Source organism: Nocardia kruczakiae NBRC 101016 (assembly GCF_001612965.1).
Lineage (GTDB): Bacteria > Actinomycetota > Actinomycetes > Mycobacteriales > Mycobacteriaceae > Nocardia > Nocardia kruczakiae.
On sequence record NZ_BDBL01000013.1, the window covers coordinates 38,517 to 55,857 of the forward strand.

General features: G+C 68.5%; 14 protein-coding genes. 13 read left to right on the top strand and 1 reads right to left on the bottom strand.

The features are described 5' to 3' along the window. Positions 1-3: 3 nt before the first annotated feature. Positions 4-1,944 (top strand): YhgE/Pip family protein, encoded by a 1,941-nt coding sequence (locus NK1_RS10860; protein ID WP_063008395.1) that lies wholly within the window; start codon positions 4-6, stop codon positions 1,942-1,944. A gap of 1 nt (position 1,945) precedes the next feature. Here the strand turns inward: NK1_RS10860 and NK1_RS33245 are convergent, their stop codons facing one another. Next, positions 1,946-4,255: an MFS transporter gene (locus NK1_RS33245; RefSeq protein WP_063905960.1), complete on the bottom strand. Its 2,310-nt coding sequence runs from the start codon at positions 4,253-4,255 to the stop codon at positions 1,946-1,948. 206 nt (positions 4,256-4,461) lie between these two features. On the opposite strand from NK1_RS33245, the gene NK1_RS10870 reads away from it, so the two are divergent. The 12 genes from NK1_RS10870 to NK1_RS10925 all read left to right on the top strand — a co-directional run bounded on the left by NK1_RS10870 (position 4,462) and on the right by NK1_RS10925 (position 17,337). Beyond that, positions 4,462-5,361 (top strand): phosphotransferase family protein, encoded by a 900-nt coding sequence (locus NK1_RS10870; protein WP_063905969.1) that lies wholly within the window; start codon positions 4,462-4,464, stop codon positions 5,359-5,361. Positions 5,362-5,509: 148 nt separating this feature from the next. Next, positions 5,510-6,367, top strand: a complete 858-nt coding sequence (locus NK1_RS10875) for an MlaE family ABC transporter permease (RefSeq protein ID WP_063008397.1) — start codon at positions 5,510-5,512, stop codon at positions 6,365-6,367. Next, positions 6,367-7,230 carry an ABC transporter permease gene (locus tag NK1_RS10880; RefSeq protein ID WP_063008398.1) on the top strand — a complete coding sequence of 288 codons (864 nt, stop codon included), beginning with the start codon at positions 6,367-6,369 and terminating at the stop codon, positions 7,228-7,230. Before NK1_RS10875 ends, NK1_RS10880 begins: the two co-directional genes overlap by 1 nt. A 4-nt stretch (positions 7,231-7,234) precedes the next feature. Continuing rightward, positions 7,235-8,293 (top strand): MlaD family protein, encoded by a 1,059-nt coding sequence (locus NK1_RS10885; RefSeq protein WP_063008399.1) that lies wholly within the window; start codon positions 7,235-7,237, stop codon positions 8,291-8,293. Then, positions 8,294-9,298 (top strand): MlaD family protein, encoded by a 1,005-nt coding sequence (locus NK1_RS10890; protein ID WP_063008400.1) that lies wholly within the window; start codon positions 8,294-8,296, stop codon positions 9,296-9,298. It begins immediately after the preceding gene. Further along, positions 9,286-10,329: an MlaD family protein gene (locus tag NK1_RS10895; RefSeq protein WP_063905961.1), complete on the top strand. Its 1,044-nt coding sequence runs from the start codon at positions 9,286-9,288 to the stop codon at positions 10,327-10,329. The genes NK1_RS10890 and NK1_RS10895 overlap by 13 nt, the downstream gene beginning before the upstream one ends. Next, positions 10,329-11,432, top strand: coding sequence for an MlaD family protein (locus NK1_RS10900; protein WP_245660436.1), 1,104 nt, complete (start codon positions 10,329-10,331; stop codon positions 11,430-11,432). The genes NK1_RS10895 and NK1_RS10900 overlap by 1 nt, the downstream gene beginning before the upstream one ends. Next, positions 11,429-12,526: an MlaD family protein gene (locus NK1_RS10905; protein ID WP_063905962.1), complete on the top strand. Its 1,098-nt coding sequence runs from the start codon at positions 11,429-11,431 to the stop codon at positions 12,524-12,526. Before NK1_RS10900 ends, NK1_RS10905 begins: the two co-directional genes overlap by 4 nt. Next, the gene (locus NK1_RS10910) at positions 12,523-13,479 is read left to right on the top strand and encodes an MlaD family protein (protein WP_063008402.1); all 957 of its coding nucleotides are present in this window, start codon (positions 12,523-12,525) and stop codon (positions 13,477-13,479) included. The genes NK1_RS10905 and NK1_RS10910 overlap by 4 nt, the downstream gene beginning before the upstream one ends. Before the next feature lie 40 nt (positions 13,480-13,519). Continuing rightward, on the top strand, positions 13,520-14,122 hold the full coding sequence (locus NK1_RS10915) for a hypothetical protein (RefSeq protein ID WP_063905963.1): 603 nt from the start codon (positions 13,520-13,522) through the stop codon (positions 14,120-14,122). Positions 14,123-14,164: 42 nt separating this feature from the next. Then, positions 14,165-14,968, top strand: a complete 804-nt coding sequence (locus NK1_RS10920; protein ID WP_063008403.1) for an acyl-CoA thioesterase domain-containing protein — start codon at positions 14,165-14,167, stop codon at positions 14,966-14,968. An 86-nt stretch (positions 14,969-15,054) separates the two neighbouring features. Further along, complete coding sequence (locus tag NK1_RS10925) at positions 15,055-17,337, top strand: glycoside hydrolase family 65 protein (protein WP_157104204.1); 2,283 nt, start codon at positions 15,055-15,057, stop codon at positions 17,335-17,337. Positions 17,338-17,341 lie beyond the last annotated feature (4 nt).

The following is a 17,341-nucleotide window of genomic DNA, read 5'->3' on the forward strand; positions in this document are numbered from 1 at the left end:
GCGATGACCGCGGTTCGCCTGGCCCTGTTGGAATTTCGCCGCTTCCGGGCACCGATGCGCCGACTGGTCCCGGTGGGGCTGGCGATGATTCCGCTGCTGTACGGATCGCTGTATCTGTGGTCGAACTGGGATCCCTACGGGCGCACGGACCGCATTCCGGTGGCCGTGGTCGACCAGGACCAGCCCGCGGTCGCCAACGGCCAGATGATCGACGCCGGAAAGCAATTCACTCGGCAACTGCAGGCTTCCGGGGCCTTCGCCTGGAATTTCGTCGACGCCGACGAAGCGCTCGACGGTCTGCGCCACGGCCGCTACTACTTCACGATCACCGTGCCGCCGGACTTCAGCCACAAACTGGCCACCGCGCAGAACCCGATCCCCGAACGCGCCACCATGGGAATCACGCTCAACGACGCGAACAACTACATCGTGGGCATCGTCGCGCAAACCGCGAAAACCGAACTGCAGAGCCAGATCGACACCGCCGCCCACGCCGCCTACGCCACCGCCATCTACGGCGATCTGTCCCAGGTGAAACAGCAATTGCAGATCGCCTCGGCCGGCGCGCACAAACTGCTCGACGCGACGGTGCTCGCACAACAGGGCAGCGCCGCGCTGACCCAGGGCATCACCGCCGCACAAACCGGCGCCGCATCGATCACCGAGGGCGTACAGCAGCTCGCCGACGCCGGCACCCGCGCCGATCAGGCGATCACCGCGATCACGAACGCGGGTGTGGCCACACTGCCCGCCGCGACGGGCACGGTCGCCAACGCCACCTCGGCCGCCGCGCAGAGTTTGAGTCTGGTCCGCGATGCCACCGGCATCGTCAGCCGGACCGCCACCGACGGCTCGACCGCGCTGGACCAATTCGCCGCCGCCCACCCGGAATTCGCGCTCGATCCCCTGCTGGGCACCGCCCGCCGCAACGCGCAGACTCTCGCCCAGACCGCCACCACCGCGAACACCACCGCGGACCAGGCACAGACCTCCGCGCAGCAGGCCGCCGCGCAGGCGAGCGAATTACAGAGCAGCGCAGGAACAGTCGGCCAAGCCGTCGCCGGAGCCGCGGCACCACTGCAGGCACTGACGGCGGCGTCGCGCACCATCGGCGGCGGGGCTGCCCAGATCGGCGCCGGGCTCGGCGCGCTCGAGGCGGGCAGCAGGACTCTGCAGACAGGTGCGGATCAGCTCAATTCCGGCGCCGCCGACATCACCCGGGTGGTCGACGGCGCTGTCACCAAGATTCCCGACACCAGCCCCGAGCAGACGGCCGAGGCCGCCGACGTCCTCGGCTCGCCGGTCGGCATCACCATGGACAACCTGCATCCCGCCGGTGTGTACGGGCGGGGATTCGCACCGTTCTTCTTCGCGATCGCGCTGTGGGTGGTCGGCCTGCTCGCCTACCTGTTCATCCGTCCGCTCAACCTGCGCGCACTGGCCGGGCGCGTCGGCGCGCTCACCGTCGCCGCGGCCGGATGGCTGCCGGTCGCCCTCATCGCCGCGGCGGGTGGGCTGCTGCTCTACCTCGTCGTGCAACTGGGGCTCGGACTCGATCCGCTGCATCCGGTGTGGGTGGGCGGACTGCTGATCCTGGCCGCGGGGGCATTCGTGGCGATCGATCACTTCCTGCGCGTCGCGCTGGGCGCGATCGGTGAGGCATTGTCGTTGGCGCTGTTGATCATTCAGCTCACCGCGTGCGGTGGCCTCTATCCGATCGAGACCACCCCGGCCCCGTTCCGGGCCATCCATCCGCTCATCCCGATGACCTATGTCGTCGACGGTCTACGCGTCGGCATCTCCGGCGGGCTCACCGGCAACCTCGTCCGCGACCTGATCGTGCTGGCCGGATTCCTCGTCCTCTTCCTGGGTGCGACCACACTCGTCGTCCGCAGACAACGAGTGTGGTCGGTGAACCGGCTGCACCCGCAGATCGAGGCCTGATTCAGCCGCAGCCCACGGATGCCGACTCGTCGTAGCCGAGCTCCACATCGTGGGTGATCCGGCCCGCGCCGACGGTGACGGTGCTGCTCACCGAGGGATATCCGCGCGCCACCACCGTGTAGTGACCGGCCGGCAGGTCGGAGACCACATAGCGGCCGTCGCGGTCGGTGCGGGCGGTGGAGATCCGGTCACCGCTCGCGTCCAGGACGGTCACCTCCGCGTCGGCGACCGCCTTGCCGTGCGCCTCCACGGCTCCGGCCAGGGTCGCCATCGGTTCCAAGTCGACGTCGTGGTGCAGCAGTCCGCTGCCGGGGATGGCGAGGGTGACGGCGGTGGGGTGCATCCGATCGGCGACAACGACGAGGGTGTGGGTGCCCGACGCGACGCCGACGCAGCGGAAGCCGCCGTCGCCGCCGGTGACCGCCGCCCCGATCACCTCCCCGCGCGGATCGGTGAGGGTAACCGTCGCTCCCGCAACGGGTTTCCCGTCGCCGGCGCGGCGGACGGTGCCGGTGAGCTCACCGGAACTCGGCAGCGTCAGATCCACGGTCTGGGCCACCGCGCCGACGACGACGGTGACGGCGACCGGGCGATGCGCGGCGGCGGAAGCGATCAGCACATAACTGCCGGGCGCCGGGGCAGGAAGGCGGTAGCTACCGTCGGATCCACCCGTGGCGCGCGAAACCTGGTGTCCGCGTTGGTCGATCAGCGTCAATGCCACCTCCGGCACCGGCCCGCCGTTCTCCCGCCGGATACTGCCGCCGATCGCCCGGTCGTCGCCCGCCATATCCACCGCCTGCGGCGCCGACACACCGGCGATTCCCGCGACCATCGCATTACCGTCGTGCGCGGCAACGAGCTCCGGCTCCCAGAGTTCCGCCTGCTGGGCAAGTTCCGATTCCTGTGCGGCCGCCTGCGGCGCGTGCGCGCGCACCGACGGAATGATCACGGCCGCCAGCGCGGCGAGCACGGACACACCGGCGAGGAACCAGAAGACCCGGGAATACCCGGAATCCGCGGGCAGACCGTGCGCGGTGGCGGCGCCCGAGGTCAGCAGCACGGCCGAGACCGCGCTGCCGATCGCACCGCCGACGGTGCGGACGTTGGCGTTCATCCCGGTGGCGGCCCCCGTCTGGGCGGGCGGCACCGCGGCGACGATGATGGCCGGCATCGACGAGAAGGCCAGTCCGATACCGATACCCAGCAGCGCACCGGCCAGGTAGATCTCCCAGCCGTGGTCGTGTCCGACCGCGAGCATCACGAACGCCGGAACGGTGATGACGCTGCCGATCAGCACGATCGCCTTGGGCCCGATGCGCGCCGCCAGCGGCCCGATCGACAAGCCGATCACGAACATCGCCACCGACAGCGGCAGCATGTACAGCCCGGATTGGGTGATGCCGGCGCTCAGGCCGTATCCCGCCACCGATTTCGGTGTCTGCAGCAGTTGCGGCAGGAAGGTCATCATCGCGTACATCCCGGCGCCGGTCAGCACTGCCACCAGGTTCGTCGTCCACACCGCCGGAATCCGCATCGTGCGCATATCGATGAGCGGTGTGGTCGATTTCAGCTCGACCACGATCCAGGCGGCCGCCGCCACCACGGCCAGCGCGAACAGGCCCAGCGTCAGCGCCGAGCCCCAGCCCCACGACGGGCCCTTGCTCACCGCCAGCAGCAGCGCCACCAGCCAGGCCGACAGCAGAATCGCCGCGCCCCAATTGATATTGCCCGGACTGCGCACCGGCGACTCCGGCACGAAGACGATCGCGGCCACCGCGGCGATCGCGGTGATGATCATCGGCACCCAGAACAGCCAGTGGTAGTTCAGATGCTCGACGATCGGGCCCGCGAGCACCAGGCCCAACCCGGATCCGACGGCGATGAGCGAGGAGGCGATACCCACCGCGCCGTGCAGCTTCTTCGCCGGGAATTCGTCGCGAATGATGCCGAACGCCAACGGAATCACGCCGCCGCCCAGGCCCTGGATCACCCGCGCCACGATCATCACGCCGACCGATTCGGTCAGCGCCGCGATCAGCGAGCCGATCGTCAGCGCGACCAGGGTGACGACGAGCATGCGTTCCTTGCCGACCTTGTCACCGATCCGCCCGAGAATCGGCGTCGCCACCGAGGCCGAGAGCAGATATCCGGTCATCAGCCAGGTCGCGGTGCTCTGCGTGGTGTGCAGGGCCGGAATCAGCAAGGCCAGTACCGGAACGACCATCGACTGCAGCAATGCGTACGCCGAGATGCCGAGCAGCAGCACCGCGAAGACGACGTTGTAGTGCGGGCGGGATTTGACGCGCGCCACGGGTGGTTCCTCCCCACGAGACGGAAGCGGAGTGAATCTCCGGTTAGAACCCTAACAGGGATGTGAGGCAGTCTCCGACCGGGCGACCGTGATCTCGACCTCAGCAATCGGTAACCAGGATGTTGCCCGAAACCGTGTCGGACGGTCCGCCGATCGATCACAATGAGGGCAAGGATGAGGGATTCTGCAGAGACTCGGGTATGCGTATGACCGCACAGCTGGCCGGAAACGGGAATCTGTCGGTTCTGCGCGCCGCATGTCTGAACGCCGGCATGGAAGCGGGGGGCGCCCAGGAGGTGCGGTTCGGCGCGGGCATCGGTTACCGGTTGCCCAGCGGGGTCGTGGTGCGCATCAGCCACCCGGATCATCGCCCCGAGGCGCGCCGGGAGATCGAGGCCGCCCACTGGCTCACCACCTCCGGCGTCGCCGCCCTGCGAACCCTGCCCGGCGTGCGGCAACCGCTCGAGATCCAGGGCCGGACGGTGACCTTCTGGCAGGTTCCGCCGCTGTACCACCACGGCGCCGTGGACGATATGGCCGCGGCGCTGCTCCGATTGCACAGCTTGGCGCCGCCGACGACGTTCGCCCTGGGCCAGCTGCAGCCGTTTCGCGGAATCGCCGAATTGATCGAGACCACCGATCTGTTCACCGGCGAGGACCGCCGCTGGCTGCGCGACCATCTGACCGAATTGCGCGGGCGGTGGGCGGATCTGCCGAACGGGATGCAGTGGTGCGTCATCCACGGCGAGGCATGGGGTCGCGATTTCGCCGCCACCGTCGACGAGGACGTGCTGATGCTGAATCTGGAGAACCTGTCGATCGGCCCGCCGGAATGGGATCTGGTGCCGACCGCGATCGCCTACGCCTCACTGGGCTGGATCACCAGCGCGCAATATGCCCGGTTCTGCAACACCTACCATCTGGACGTCATCCGGTGGCCGGGGTTCTTCCTGCTGCGCGACATCCTCGAGTTGCGGATGACGATGGATGCCGTCCGCGCCGCCGTCGCGGACCCGGTGCACCGCGACCAGGCGCGGTGGCGGCTGGCCTGCATCCGCGGCGACGAAGGTCCGCGGCAGTGGCCGGGCTGGCTGCCCCTGCACTGAAACCGCCTGGACAGCACGCGGTTTTCCCCTTCACCGACGGATCGCCGAACCGTGCCCACAGATCAGAGCACCTATCTGGATTGGTGTCTGGAATGTGGTCCAGATCATATGGTACGTTCTGCCGCATGGTTCGGCGGACGGAGGTTCGATGTCGACCACTGATCTGGATGTACACCTCGGGGGACGGGAACCCAGGGCGACGCAGGTACTGCGCCGGAACTTCTCCGACACGGTGCTGTCGAGTCTCGCCACGCTCGGCAGAGCGCTGCAGATGGGCTCCCACGCGATCGGGGTAGGCCTCGGCGATGCGGTGCGGATGCGTTTTCAGACGCGCGAAACCCTCACGCAGGCATGGTTTCTGATCAAGGTCACCGCGATTCCCAGTGTGCTGATGGCGATTCCGTTCGGCGTCATCGTCTCCACCCAGGTCGGCAACATCGTCTCGCAACTCGGCGCGGATTCGATGATCGGCGCGGCCGGCGGGCTGGGGGTGATCAAACAGGGCGCGCCGATGGCCGCCGCGATGATGCTCGGCGGCGCCGGTTCCGCGGCCATCGCCTCCGATCTGGGCGCGCGGACCGTGCGCGAAGAGGTCGACGCCATGCGGGTCATGGGTATCGATCCGGTCCAGCGCCTGGTCGTGCCGCGCATCGCGGCGATGATGCTGGTCGCTCCCCTGCTCAACATCCTGATCATCGCGGTCGGTATCGCCTCCGGATTCGCTGTCGCGGTCGCCGCGCTCGGGGTGACACCGGGCAGTTACTGGCAGTCCTTCGGCGCCTTCACCACCACCCTCGACATCTGGGTGTCGCTGATCAAGGCGCTGATCTTCGGCTTCCTGGTGGTGATCATCGCCTGCCAGCGCGGGCTCGAAGCCGGGGGCGGCCCGCGCGGCGTGGCCGACGGCGTGAACGCGGCCGTGGTCATGTCGATCGCCGCGGTCACCGTGCTCAACACCGCGATCACGCAGGTGGTCACCATGTTCTTCCCGGTGAGGATGGCCTGATGACCGCGACCCCGTACGCGCCCGCGGGTCTGCGGTGGGTGCATCGCCTCGGGCGCCGTGCCCATCCGATGCGGCCGTTCGAATCGATCGGCTTCGTGCTGGGATTCGGTTGGCAGGTGGTGTCGTCGCTGCCGTACACGCTGCGGCACTACCGGCGCCAGACAATCGTGGTGATCACCGATATGACGTGGGGCCGCGGTTCGGTGATCATCGGCGGCGGCGTGGTCCCGCTGATGTTGCTGCTCGGGGCGGCGATGGGCGCCTCCATCGGCATCGAGGCGTTCAGCGCGCTCAACCTGCTTTCGCTGGGCCAGCTCAGTGGTCTGATCTCCGCATTCGGGGTGACCCGGGAATTGGCGCCGATCGCGGCGGGTGTCGGCTTCGCGGCGCAGGCCGGCTGCCGGATGACCGCGGAGATCGGCTCGATGCGCATCTCCGAGGAGATCGACGCGCTCGAATCGCTCGGCGTGCGGTCGGTGCCGTTCGTCGTGACCACCCGCGTCATCGCCGGAATCATCGCCGTCGCACCGGCTTTCGTGGTCGCCCTGATTCTGAGCTATCTGTCCTGCGCGCTGATCGTCACCACCATCCACGGCACACCCGCCGGCACCTACAACCACTATTTCGATCAGTTCGTCCTGGGCTGGGACGTCATCGCCGCGACCGTCAAGGTGATGGTCTTCGCCGTCGCCGTCGTCCTGATCCATTGCTACCAAGGCTTTTTCGCGACGGGCGGCCCGGAGGGCGTCGGCATCGGCTCGGGACGCGCGATCCGGGCCAGCCTCGTCTCGATCATCGCGCTCGACATGCTCACCACCATCGTTCTCTGGGGATTCCAGTCCCCCATCACGTTCACCGGATGACCCCATGCCTCCTTATGCCCTGCCCGGCACCGAGGTCGGGCCCCGCCGCGCCCGGATCCTCGGCATCGGGGCGGTCGCACTCGCCGCGGTGATCGTCGTCGGCTGGCGACTGCTGCCCGACAGCCGACCGGCCGACGATATCCGCGTCGACCTCGTCACCGCACAGGTCGGCGAGGGCGTCGGCCCCGGAACCGATGTCCGGCTCGACGGTGTCCGGGTCGGGTCGGTCACCGCCGTCGCCATGGCCGGAGCCGGCCGCCAGCGCGTCGAATTGGCGCTGCGCCGGTCGCAACTGTTCGGCCTGACCGACGCGCTGACCGTCGACTACGCGCCCGGCAATCTCTTCGGAATCACCGCGCTGCAATTGAATCCGATCAATGGCGGCGCCGAGCTGCGGGACGGCTCGACCGTGGACCTGAGCGATCGCGACGCGGACCGGGTGCGCGATGCCACCCTCGCCGCGCTGCTGGAATCCACGGGCCGGCTCACCGACGACGTGCTGACCCCGAAACTCATCGAGGTGCTGCGCACGACCTCGCACGACATCGGCGCCTTCACCCCGCTGCTGCAGGCGATCGGCACGACCGCGCGCTCGTTCACCGACACCCAGCAACTCCCCCCGTCACTGGTGCTCGGCCAGTTCGGCTCGGCGCTGCACGGCGTACCGGCACTGCTCGCCGGCGCGGCCGAACTGTTGCACGCGGATCTGACGAACCAGCAGCTCGCGACGAAGGAGAACGTCGATCGCTTCTCGCAGATGTTCAACCGGGTTCAGAACGAGATGCTCCCGGTGGCAACGGAAACCCTCTACAGCGCGCAGCGCAATTTCGGGGGCCTGCTGCCGATCGCCGTCACGATGCTCGATCAGATCGCCGGTTCGGTCTCGGACCCCCAGCGATCGGAGGGCGAATTGCGTGAGCTGCTCGACCGTCTCGGCGCGGGCTTCCACGACTCACCGGCGGGGCCGGTGCTGAACGCGCGCGTCGACCTCACCACCGTTCCGGGTTTGGCGGCGCCGCTGGCGGCGCTGCTGTCCCACCAGCCCGGCACAGGAGGCCACTGAGTGTCGACCCGTGCGTTGTGGATTCGCGTCGCCCTGTCCGTCCTGGCCATGGCCGTCGTGCTGGCCGGAGTGTTCCGGCTGATCGAGCGGCCGGTCGGTGGCGACACCGACACCTATACCGCGATGTTCACCGATGCGAACGGACTGCGGTCGGGCGACGACGTCCGGCTCTACGGGGTGCAGGTCGGGAAGGTGCGCAGCGTCGAACTGGACGGCGCCCTCGCGCGCGTGCGCTTCACGGTGACACAGGGCCACCCGCTCTACACCGAAACCCTTGTGGCCGTGCGGTATCAGAACCTCACCGGCTTCCGGTACCTGGAGATCCGGCAGCCGGATCAACCCGGCGCCCGCCGCGCCTCGGCGTCGGCCTTCGATACGGCGCATACGATTCCGGCCTTCGACATCACCACCTTGTTCAACGGATTGCAGCCGGTGCTGGCGCAGCTGTCGCCCGACGATCTGAACCGGTTCGCGAGCAGCATGCTCGCTGTCGTTCAGGGTGACGGCAACGGCATCGGGCCGGCGCTCGACGCCATCGACACGCTGGGCCGGTACGCGTCGGACCGCGCACAGGTGCTGTCGATCCTGGTGAACAATTTCGCCCAGGTTTCCGCGCATATGGCCGGAAAATCCGGAAACGCCATGCAGTTGATGACGAATCTGACCGAACTGTTCGTCACCATCACCGACAAATTGCCGGGCCTGGTGCAATTCGCGATGGAAATTCCGCCGATGCTGCGCCCGCTGCTGGACCTGCTGGATGTCCTGGGCGTCACCGGCGAGGAGAACCACGACCTGGACGCCCTCCTGCACCGGGTCCTCCCCAATCCGCGCCAGGCCGTCGACGTGCTGGGACGGCTCCCCGGATTGATCCAGACCCTGGCGACGACCGTTCCCCCGACCGGACCCGACGCGAATATGACCTGCTCCCACGGCATCGCGGCGGCGCCCGCACCGCTGGCCGTCCTGATCGCCGGACAGAGGATCACGCTATGTCACCGGTAATCACCCCCTCGTCGATCGTCACCGCCGTGCGCGCCACCCGCCGCGCGATATTCACCGGCCGCGACGAACGCGGCACCCAATTGCGCTGGGGCATAGGCGGAATCGTTGCCGTCCTCGTGCTGGTGGCCGCCATCGGCGTCATCGATATCGTCGGAACCACCCCGGAGCGTACCTACTCCGCGGATATCGCCGAGGCCGGTTCGATACGCACGGGCGACGACGTCCGGATCGCGGGAATTCCGGTCGGCAAGGTGACAGCGCTGCGGCTCCTGCCCGACCGGGTGCGGATGACGTTCACCGTGAAGGACGGCGTCGCCATCGGAGATCAGACCACCCTGGCGGTGCGGATGCTCACCCTCGTCGGCGGCTACTATCTGGCCGTACAGCCGGCGGGTTCGAACCCGTTGGGCCACACCGTCATTCCCGCGCAGCGTGTCATTCTGCCCTACAACCTCACCCAGGCCTTCCAGGACGCGGTCGAGCCCGTGCAGCGGACCGACGGCGACGCCCTGCGCCGCGACCTCGCCGCGCTCTCCGGTGCGATCGACAAGAGTCCGGACGCGCTCCGGCACGCCGGACGCGCGGTCGCGGACATCGTCGCCATCATGGACCGGCAGAACGCGGACGTCTCGCACACGCTGGCGCTGACCGACGAATATCTGACGGCGCTGAACAAGAATTCCGACACCCTCGCCACCCTGATGCGGACCTTCGGCACCCTCGAGAACGTCGTCGCCGACAACCGCGAACAGCTCAGCTGGGCGCTGCACGGCCTGGCCCAGCTGGTGCAGAAGCTGGTCCCGCTCGGCCGGATCTGGGACGACTCGCTGCGCGATCAGGCGCAGCCACTCGTCGACGCCATTCCGAAACTGCGGGAACTCGGCGATCGCATGGGCGCCCTGCTCGATTCCCTGCACACCTTCGAGCAGCGCCTGACGCCGCTGGTCCAGCCGGGCGGCGGAGTGAGCGTCGACCAGTCCGCCGCCACGATCACCGATATCTGCGTTCCGGTTCCCGGAGGGGGATGCTGATGCTGACCAAGATGCTCGGATCGCGCGGACTGATGTCGGCGGCGGTCGTGCTGGTCCTCGTGCTGGCCGCGGGATTCGGCGTGAAGTTGACCCGATCCGAACCGGCGACGCGCAGCTACTGCGCGGAAATGCCCGACAGTATCGGCCTCTACACCGACAGCGCGGTCACCGTCATGGGCGTCCAGGTCGGCAAGGTCACCGCCATCGAACCCGGCAACGGTGCGGCCACGGTGCGGTTCACGGTGCGCGCCGACCGCACCCTCCCGCCGGACGTCGGCGCGGTGACGGTCAGCCACACCATCCTGGCCGATCGCACTCTGGCACTCATCGGCGCCGAACCCGCCGGAGCCGGTTGGGATCCGGGCCGATGCATCACCAAAACCCTGACGCCCAAGAGCATGTCGGAAACCTTCGACGCCCTGGCGAAACTCTCCGATCAGTTGAACGCGTCCGCAGATCCCGCACAGCGCACCGCCGTCGGTGACGGTCTCGACGCCCTCGACCGGGCGACATCCGGTACCGGACAGCAACTCAACGCGCTCATCGAGCAACTGAGCCGGGCGCTCGCCTCCCCCGACGCGGCGATCGGGCATCTCGGTCAGCTCATGGACGATCTGGCCGCACTGGCCCATCGCGCCCGCAACGGATGGCCGGAACTGGAGAACATCGTGCCACGGCTGACCGAGACGTTCTCCGATATCAACACCCTCGCCTTCCCGCCCGTGGCCGATCTGGTGACCGCACTCGCCGGGCTGCTCCCGGAACTCAACGAGGTGGTCATGAAGCTCGGCTCCCCCGCGCTGCGCGCGCTGAACAACGTTCCCGGCCTGTCGAAACTCATCGCCTCGGGAGTCGGCTCGCTCGCCGAGATCATCCGCATGACCCCGGCCCTCGCCACCGGCTTCACCGATGCGATCGATCCGGTCAGCGGCGAGTTCACCATCGGGTACGCACCACCGAAACTCGTGCTGCCCCGACAACAGACCGACCAGATCTGCGCGGCGCTGCGGGCGGTCGCGGGACAGCAGTGCGAGACCGCCGGCAACGGCGGGGTGACCGTGCCGGCCCTGCCGGTACTCCTGTCGGCGGTGAGCGCGAAATGACACGACGCACCGCGAATCTGCGCCGGATCTGCGCCTGCGCGCTTCTCGCCGCCACCCTCGCCGCATCGGCTACGGCCTGCGGTTTCCAGCCCGCCGACATCCCGGTGCCGGGCACCGGCGTCGGCGGACCGACCTACCGGTTGCGCATCCAGTTCGCCGATGTCCTCAATCTCCCGCAGGGCGCCAAGGTCATCGCGAACGGGGTGCGGATCGGGCAGCTCACCCACATCACCGTCGTCGACCCGGCACCGGCCACCGGCACGACTGCCGCACGTAAAGGCTATGTGATCGCCGATGTCGCCATCCGCACCTCGGTCCGGCTACCGGTCGGCACCACCGCCCAGCTGCGGCAGGCCACACCGCTCGGCGACGTCCACATCGCCCTCACCGAACCGGCCCATCCCTCGGCCGGCGAGATCCGCCCGGACGCGACGATCCCGATCTCCGACACGCGGCAGCAACTGCCCATCGAGGACATCCTCGCGCAGCTGGCCACCTTCGTCGGCAGCGGCGCGGTGCACGACATCCAGAACATCGTGCACACCGTGAACGGGATCATGCCCGCGGATCCGGCGGTGACCGCGCGGATCTCCGACGTGCTCGGTTCGGACCTGAACGACCTTGCCGCACATACCGATTCGATTCACCAGCTGGTCGACGGCATCCAGGCCACGGTCGACGAGGGCCTGCTGAATCACACCTCGACATGGGATCCCCTGCTCACCCCGGACGGGGTGCAGCACACCACCGATGTGATCCGGGCCGAAATCGGCGTCGTCTTCGTCCTCACCGCCCTCGGCCCGTTCGCGCCGTCGACGACCTGGCTGGGGCCGGTGCTGGATTCGACCACGGCCGCCGCCCGCGCGGTGGTGCCGATGCTGTTCGGCAGTGCGCCGCTCGACACCGGCTCCCCGTCGAATATGGCGAGACTGACGAATCTGCTGCAGTCCCAGATCATTCCGTTCGCCGAGCGCGGCCCGAAGATCGACCTGGTCGGCGTCACGGTATCGCCGTCTCCGGCCCCCGGCATGCCCCCCGAGGAACAGACCACCCGCATCGTCGATGCGCTGCGGATGATCGGAGCGGTGCGATGAGAATTCGATCGATCGTCTCGCTCACGGCGATCGCCGCCGTCCTCGTTTTCGGCATCGTCTACATGACAGTGGGCGTGCTGCACCTCGATCCCCGCAAGTCCTACCTGACCGCCGATCTCCGGCTCGCCGAATCCGGTGGGCTGGGGCCGAATTCGCCGGTGCTGTTCGACGGGGTCGCGGTCGGCAAGGCGGAGACGGTGCGCAAACAGGCCTCCGGCGTGCTCGTCCGGCTGCGGATCGACGACAAGTACCACATCCCGGCCACCAGCGACATCCACATCGAACAGCTGTCGGCGCTCGGCGAACCGTATATCGAATTCGCCTCGACCGGACCGGGCGGGCCGTATCTGCGTGACGGGCAGACGATCTCGACCGAGCGGGTGCATCTGCCGATGAACATCACGGCGCTGTCGACCCGGGCGGTGACACTGCTCGAGCAGATCCACCCGGAGACGGTGGCGCGGCTGGTCGACACCTTCGACACCGCGCTGACGGGTACCGATCAGGCGATGCGCACCCTTCAGCATTCATCCGATCTGCTGGCGGCCACCCTGCTGAGCCGCACCGACGCCATCCGGCAGCTGTTCACCGATATGCAGGCCGTCGGCGGGAATATGGACTGGCTGGGCCCCTCCCTGGAAACCGCCGGACCGCAACTCGGCCGGTTCGGCACCATGCTGATCAAGATCGTCGAGGGCGGGTCCGTGCTGTCGAACAAACAACCCGTGGACAACTACTACACCGGCGACGGACTGGTCCCGTTCCTCGGGCAACTGACCGAACTGCTCAACAAGATCGGACCGGCCGTCGCACCACTGGGCCCGGCCCTGCAGCCGGTACTCACCGAGGCCGTCCACTCCTCACCCCACATCGACGTCAGCGCATTGATCAGCCAGGCACTGCAGGGCCTCGATCCCGACGGGACGCTGCATTTCCGGATCGCCGTCAAATAGCCGAGTACCACCCAGCCCGACCGGCAGGAGGAACCCACCGATGAGCACAGCAGTAGACGAGAAGGACGAAAACACCGGTGTCACATCGGTTTCCGTGCCTGCCGGTGAGCGACGAGCCGCGCTGACGATCGCGGTCCGGCTCTCGACCGTACTGACCACCGCGGTGATCGTCGCCCTGCTGGCGGTGAGCATCGTGTTCGGGTGCCTGTACTTCTCGGCACGCTCCACCCTGTCCGATCGCGATACCGCCGCCACCGACGACCGGCACGCCGCCGACATCGCGTCGAAGTACGCCGTCGGCGCCTCGACCATCGACTACCACGATGTGAAGGGCTGGATCGAGCGGTTGAAGGCCGGCACCACCACCCAGCTGGCGGCCAAATTCGACGCGACCGCACCGCAACTCGAGCAGATCCTGCTGCCGCTGCAGTGGACCTCGAAGGCGACGCCGCTGTCCGCCGCGGTGACCTCCGAATCCGACGGCATCTACAAGGTGAACGCCTACCTGGACGTCACGTCGACCAGCGCGCAGACACCAGACGGCGGCCGCACCACCGTGACCTACTCGCTCACCATCGACCGCAACTCGGACTGGAAGATCACCGACGTCGGCGGGTTGCAGAACGCCCTGCCCACCAAGTGAGTCGGCCGCAGGCCGCCGGAAGCGATAGGACACTATGGGCTGATGACCGATATGCCTGCCATGTTCACCGTCGACGACGACGGCCGGTACCTGCCCCGCAAGTGGGCATACGGCCGCTGGGGTGCGGACATGCTCAGCGGCCCCGCCGTCTGCGCGGCCGCCGCGCGCACCCTCGAACGGGAACACGGGCTGCCCGGTTTCGTCCCGGCTCGATTCACCATCGATCTGTTCAAGGCGGCGAAGGGGCAGCCGCTCGAGGTGCACACCGAGGTGATCCGCGCCGGCCGGCGGATCCACATCGCCTCGGCCACCGTCCGCCAGGGTGAGGTCGAAGTCGCCGAGGCGCGGCTCGTCCAGCTGCGCGCCACCGACGCCCCGCCGGGCGAGGAGTGGCATTCCGAGCATCCGTTCGATCCGCCCACCGACGCGGGGGTGGACTGGTGGTACCGCAGCGACAACGACTGGTCGACGTCGATGGGCGACCATCAGAACTCCGGCCGCAAGAGCCTGTGGGCGGTCCCGCTGGGTGCGGTCGAGGGCGAGGAGCGCAGCGCGTTCGTGGAAGCCGTGGTCGCCGCCGAGTCCACGAGCCTGGTGACCAATTGGGGATCGCAGGGCATCGGATACATCAACGCCGATCTCACCGTGGCACTCGACCGCTTGCCCGTCGGTGACCGGATCGGGCTGCAAGCCGAAACCCACCTCACCGGCAACGGTGTATCCGTCGGCACCGCAACCCTTTTCGATTCGCGCGGGCCGATCGGCACCGGCATGGTGACCGCGGTCGGCAATGCCGCCGCCCAGATCGACTTCTCCGGAAACGGGATCGACTTCTCCGAAAACTGAGGCGCCGGGCGATATTCCGGTCCCGATATCGCGGCACCGAGCGTGTCGGGTTGACCGCGCGGCACCAGGTTCCGACGATCGTCGGGGTGAGCCCGATCCGAAGGACGCCCGCTGCGCGGCGTCGGCGCCTGTGGCCGGTAGTGATCGTCGTCCTCGGTGTGGTGGCCGCACCGCCGCCGATGGTGACCGCGGCCCCGGCGGACACACTGTGGTCCGCGACGTCGGAATCGTTCGCACCCGGCGATTTCCACGCCGCGCCCTATCTGGGCAACGGCCGGATCGGGACGGTGCTGCCGCCCAGCGGTGGTGGATACCACGACTACGGCGACGCGGTGCGCACCTCGTTTCCGCTGCAGCAATCCCGTTATACCGGAACGTATTTGGCGGGCTTCTACGCGCAGGCCGAGCCCTCACCGCAGTACACCCAGGTGATCGCCGCGCTGCCCGCGTGGTCGGGGCTCACCGTCGAGATCGCCGGGCATCGATACGACGCGGACGTGGATCCGGCGACGGTGCACGAGTACCGGCAGACGCTGGACTACCGCACCGCGACGGTCACCACCCGGGCCGACTGGACACCGGACCCGCAGCACCGGCTGCGACTTCGCTACGACACCTTCGTCTCCCGCGATCGGCCGGACCTCGCGGTGCAGAAACTGACCGTCACACCCGATCGCCCCGGTGAGGTCGCGGTCGTCGACCGGATCGACGGCGCGGCGGCGCGCCGGGTCGTCCCGGTGACGGCGACGGCCGATCCGAGCAGCGGACGCACGGTGGCGGGAGTCCGCGCGGACGGGACCGCCGACACCGCGTTCGTGGTGTCGTCCGTCGACTCCCCGCCGCAGGCCGCCGGCACCGCACTGCCCGGCGCCGACGGCATCCGATACGTTCTGCCCGCCACCGGGAACGACAGCTACACCTTCACCGCCTACACCGGCATCTCCTCCACCGACTACGGGCCCGATCCCCTGGTCGCCGCCACCGCCGCGGCCGAATCGGGTCGCGCCCAGGGCTTCGAGGCCGCACATTCCGCCCACGCCGCACAGTGGGACCGGCTGTGGCAGCCCACCCTCGAGATCCCGGGCCGCACCGACTACACCCGATGGATCCGCGCCGCACTGTATTCCGTCCTGGCCAGCGTCCGCGCGGGCGAGCGCTGGTCGGTGCAACCGGCGGGACTGTCGTCCGACGACTACGGCGGCATGACGTTCTGGGACGCCGAGACCTGGATCTTCCCGACCCTGCTGGCCCTGTATCCGGACCTGGCCCGCACCGTGGTCGATTTCCGCGCCGCCGCGCTGCCCGCCGCCCGGGCCAACGCCCGCGGCTACGGCCTGCCCGGCGCGCTGTATCCGTGGGACGACGGGCCCGCCCAGCGCTGCGCGTCCCCGATCGGGTGCGGCCTCACCGAGGAACATCTGCACAACGAGATCGCGCTGGCCCAATGGCAGTACTATCTGGCCACCGGCGATCGTGAATGGCTGCGTACCCGCGGCGCCCCGGTGATCACCGCGATCGCCGACTATCTGACCGCGCGGATCGGGCCGAAACTTCCCGACGGCGCCTACCATTTCGCCCCGGCCGCCGGATCCGACGAGTATGTCGCCTTCTCGATCGACAATGCCCTCACCAACGGCGGCGTGCGCAACACGATGGACATCGCCGCCCGAGCGGCCGGACTGTCCGGACTTCCCGTCGACCCGCGCTGGGCCGATATCGGCGCGCATATGGCGATGCCGCCCGATATCGCGCCCGGGGTGCCCGCCGAATATCTCGGCTACACCGGCGCCCCGATCAAACAGGCCGACACGGTGCTGCTCAGCTATCCGTTCACCTACGCGGCGCCCGGCTATTCACCGGCCGCGACCATGCGGTACTACTTCGACCGCACCGATCCGGACGGCCCGAATATGAGCAACAGCGTCGGCGCGATCCTCAGCGCCCGCTACGACCCCTGCCGCACCCAGGATTACCTGGATCGATCCGTGCGGCCCTACGCCCGCGAACCGTACGAATTCCAGGCCGAGGCACGCGGGGACCGGTCGGGGGCCAACGCACAGGGACAGTCGGCGTGGATCTTCGTCACCGGCGCCGCGGGATTCCTGCAGGGACTACTCTACGCACCCCTCGGATGGCGCTGGACCGACAGCGGCCCGGCCATCGATCCGATGCTGCCCAGCGGCTTCCCCGCCGGCCTGACCGTGCGCGAACTCGCGGTCGGCGACACCCGCCTGACCGTCCACATCGCATCGGCGACCACCACGGTGACCCTGACCTCGGGTGACCCCATCACCCTGCAGACGCCCAGCGGTCCCGCCGAAGTGGTTCCCGGACAACCACTTTCGATCCCCACCCGCGCCGCGTGCTGAGTCG

What these genes read in the sequence shown, in the direction of transcription:
- NK1_RS10870 (WP_063905969.1), top strand. Translation starts at nt 4,462, where the DNA reads ATGACCGCACAGCTGGCCGGAAACGGGAATCTGTCGGTTCTGCGCGCC.
- NK1_RS10910 (WP_063008402.1), top strand. Translation starts at nt 12,523, where the DNA reads ATGAGAATTCGATCGATCGTCTCGCTCACGGCGATCGCCGCCGTCCTC.
- NK1_RS10915 (WP_063905963.1), top strand. Translation starts at nt 13,520, where the DNA reads ATGAGCACAGCAGTAGACGAGAAGGACGAAAACACCGGTGTCACATCG.
- NK1_RS10905 (WP_063905962.1), top strand. Translation starts at nt 11,429, where the DNA reads ATGACACGACGCACCGCGAATCTGCGCCGGATCTGCGCCTGCGCGCTT.
- NK1_RS10875 (WP_063008397.1), top strand. Translation starts at nt 5,510, where the DNA reads ATGTCGACCACTGATCTGGATGTACACCTCGGGGGACGGGAACCCAGG.
- NK1_RS10900 (WP_245660436.1), top strand. Translation starts at nt 10,329, where the DNA reads ATGCTGACCAAGATGCTCGGATCGCGCGGACTGATGTCGGCGGCGGTC.
- NK1_RS10860 (WP_063008395.1), top strand. Translation starts at nt 4, where the DNA reads ATGACCGCGGTTCGCCTGGCCCTGTTGGAATTTCGCCGCTTCCGGGCA.
- NK1_RS10885 (WP_063008399.1), top strand. Translation starts at nt 7,235, where the DNA reads ATGCCTCCTTATGCCCTGCCCGGCACCGAGGTCGGGCCCCGCCGCGCC.
- NK1_RS10895 (WP_063905961.1), top strand. Translation starts at nt 9,286, where the DNA reads ATGTCACCGGTAATCACCCCCTCGTCGATCGTCACCGCCGTGCGCGCC.
- NK1_RS10880 (WP_063008398.1), top strand. Translation starts at nt 6,367, where the DNA reads ATGACCGCGACCCCGTACGCGCCCGCGGGTCTGCGGTGGGTGCATCGC.
- NK1_RS10920 (WP_063008403.1), top strand. Translation starts at nt 14,165, where the DNA reads ATGACCGATATGCCTGCCATGTTCACCGTCGACGACGACGGCCGGTAC.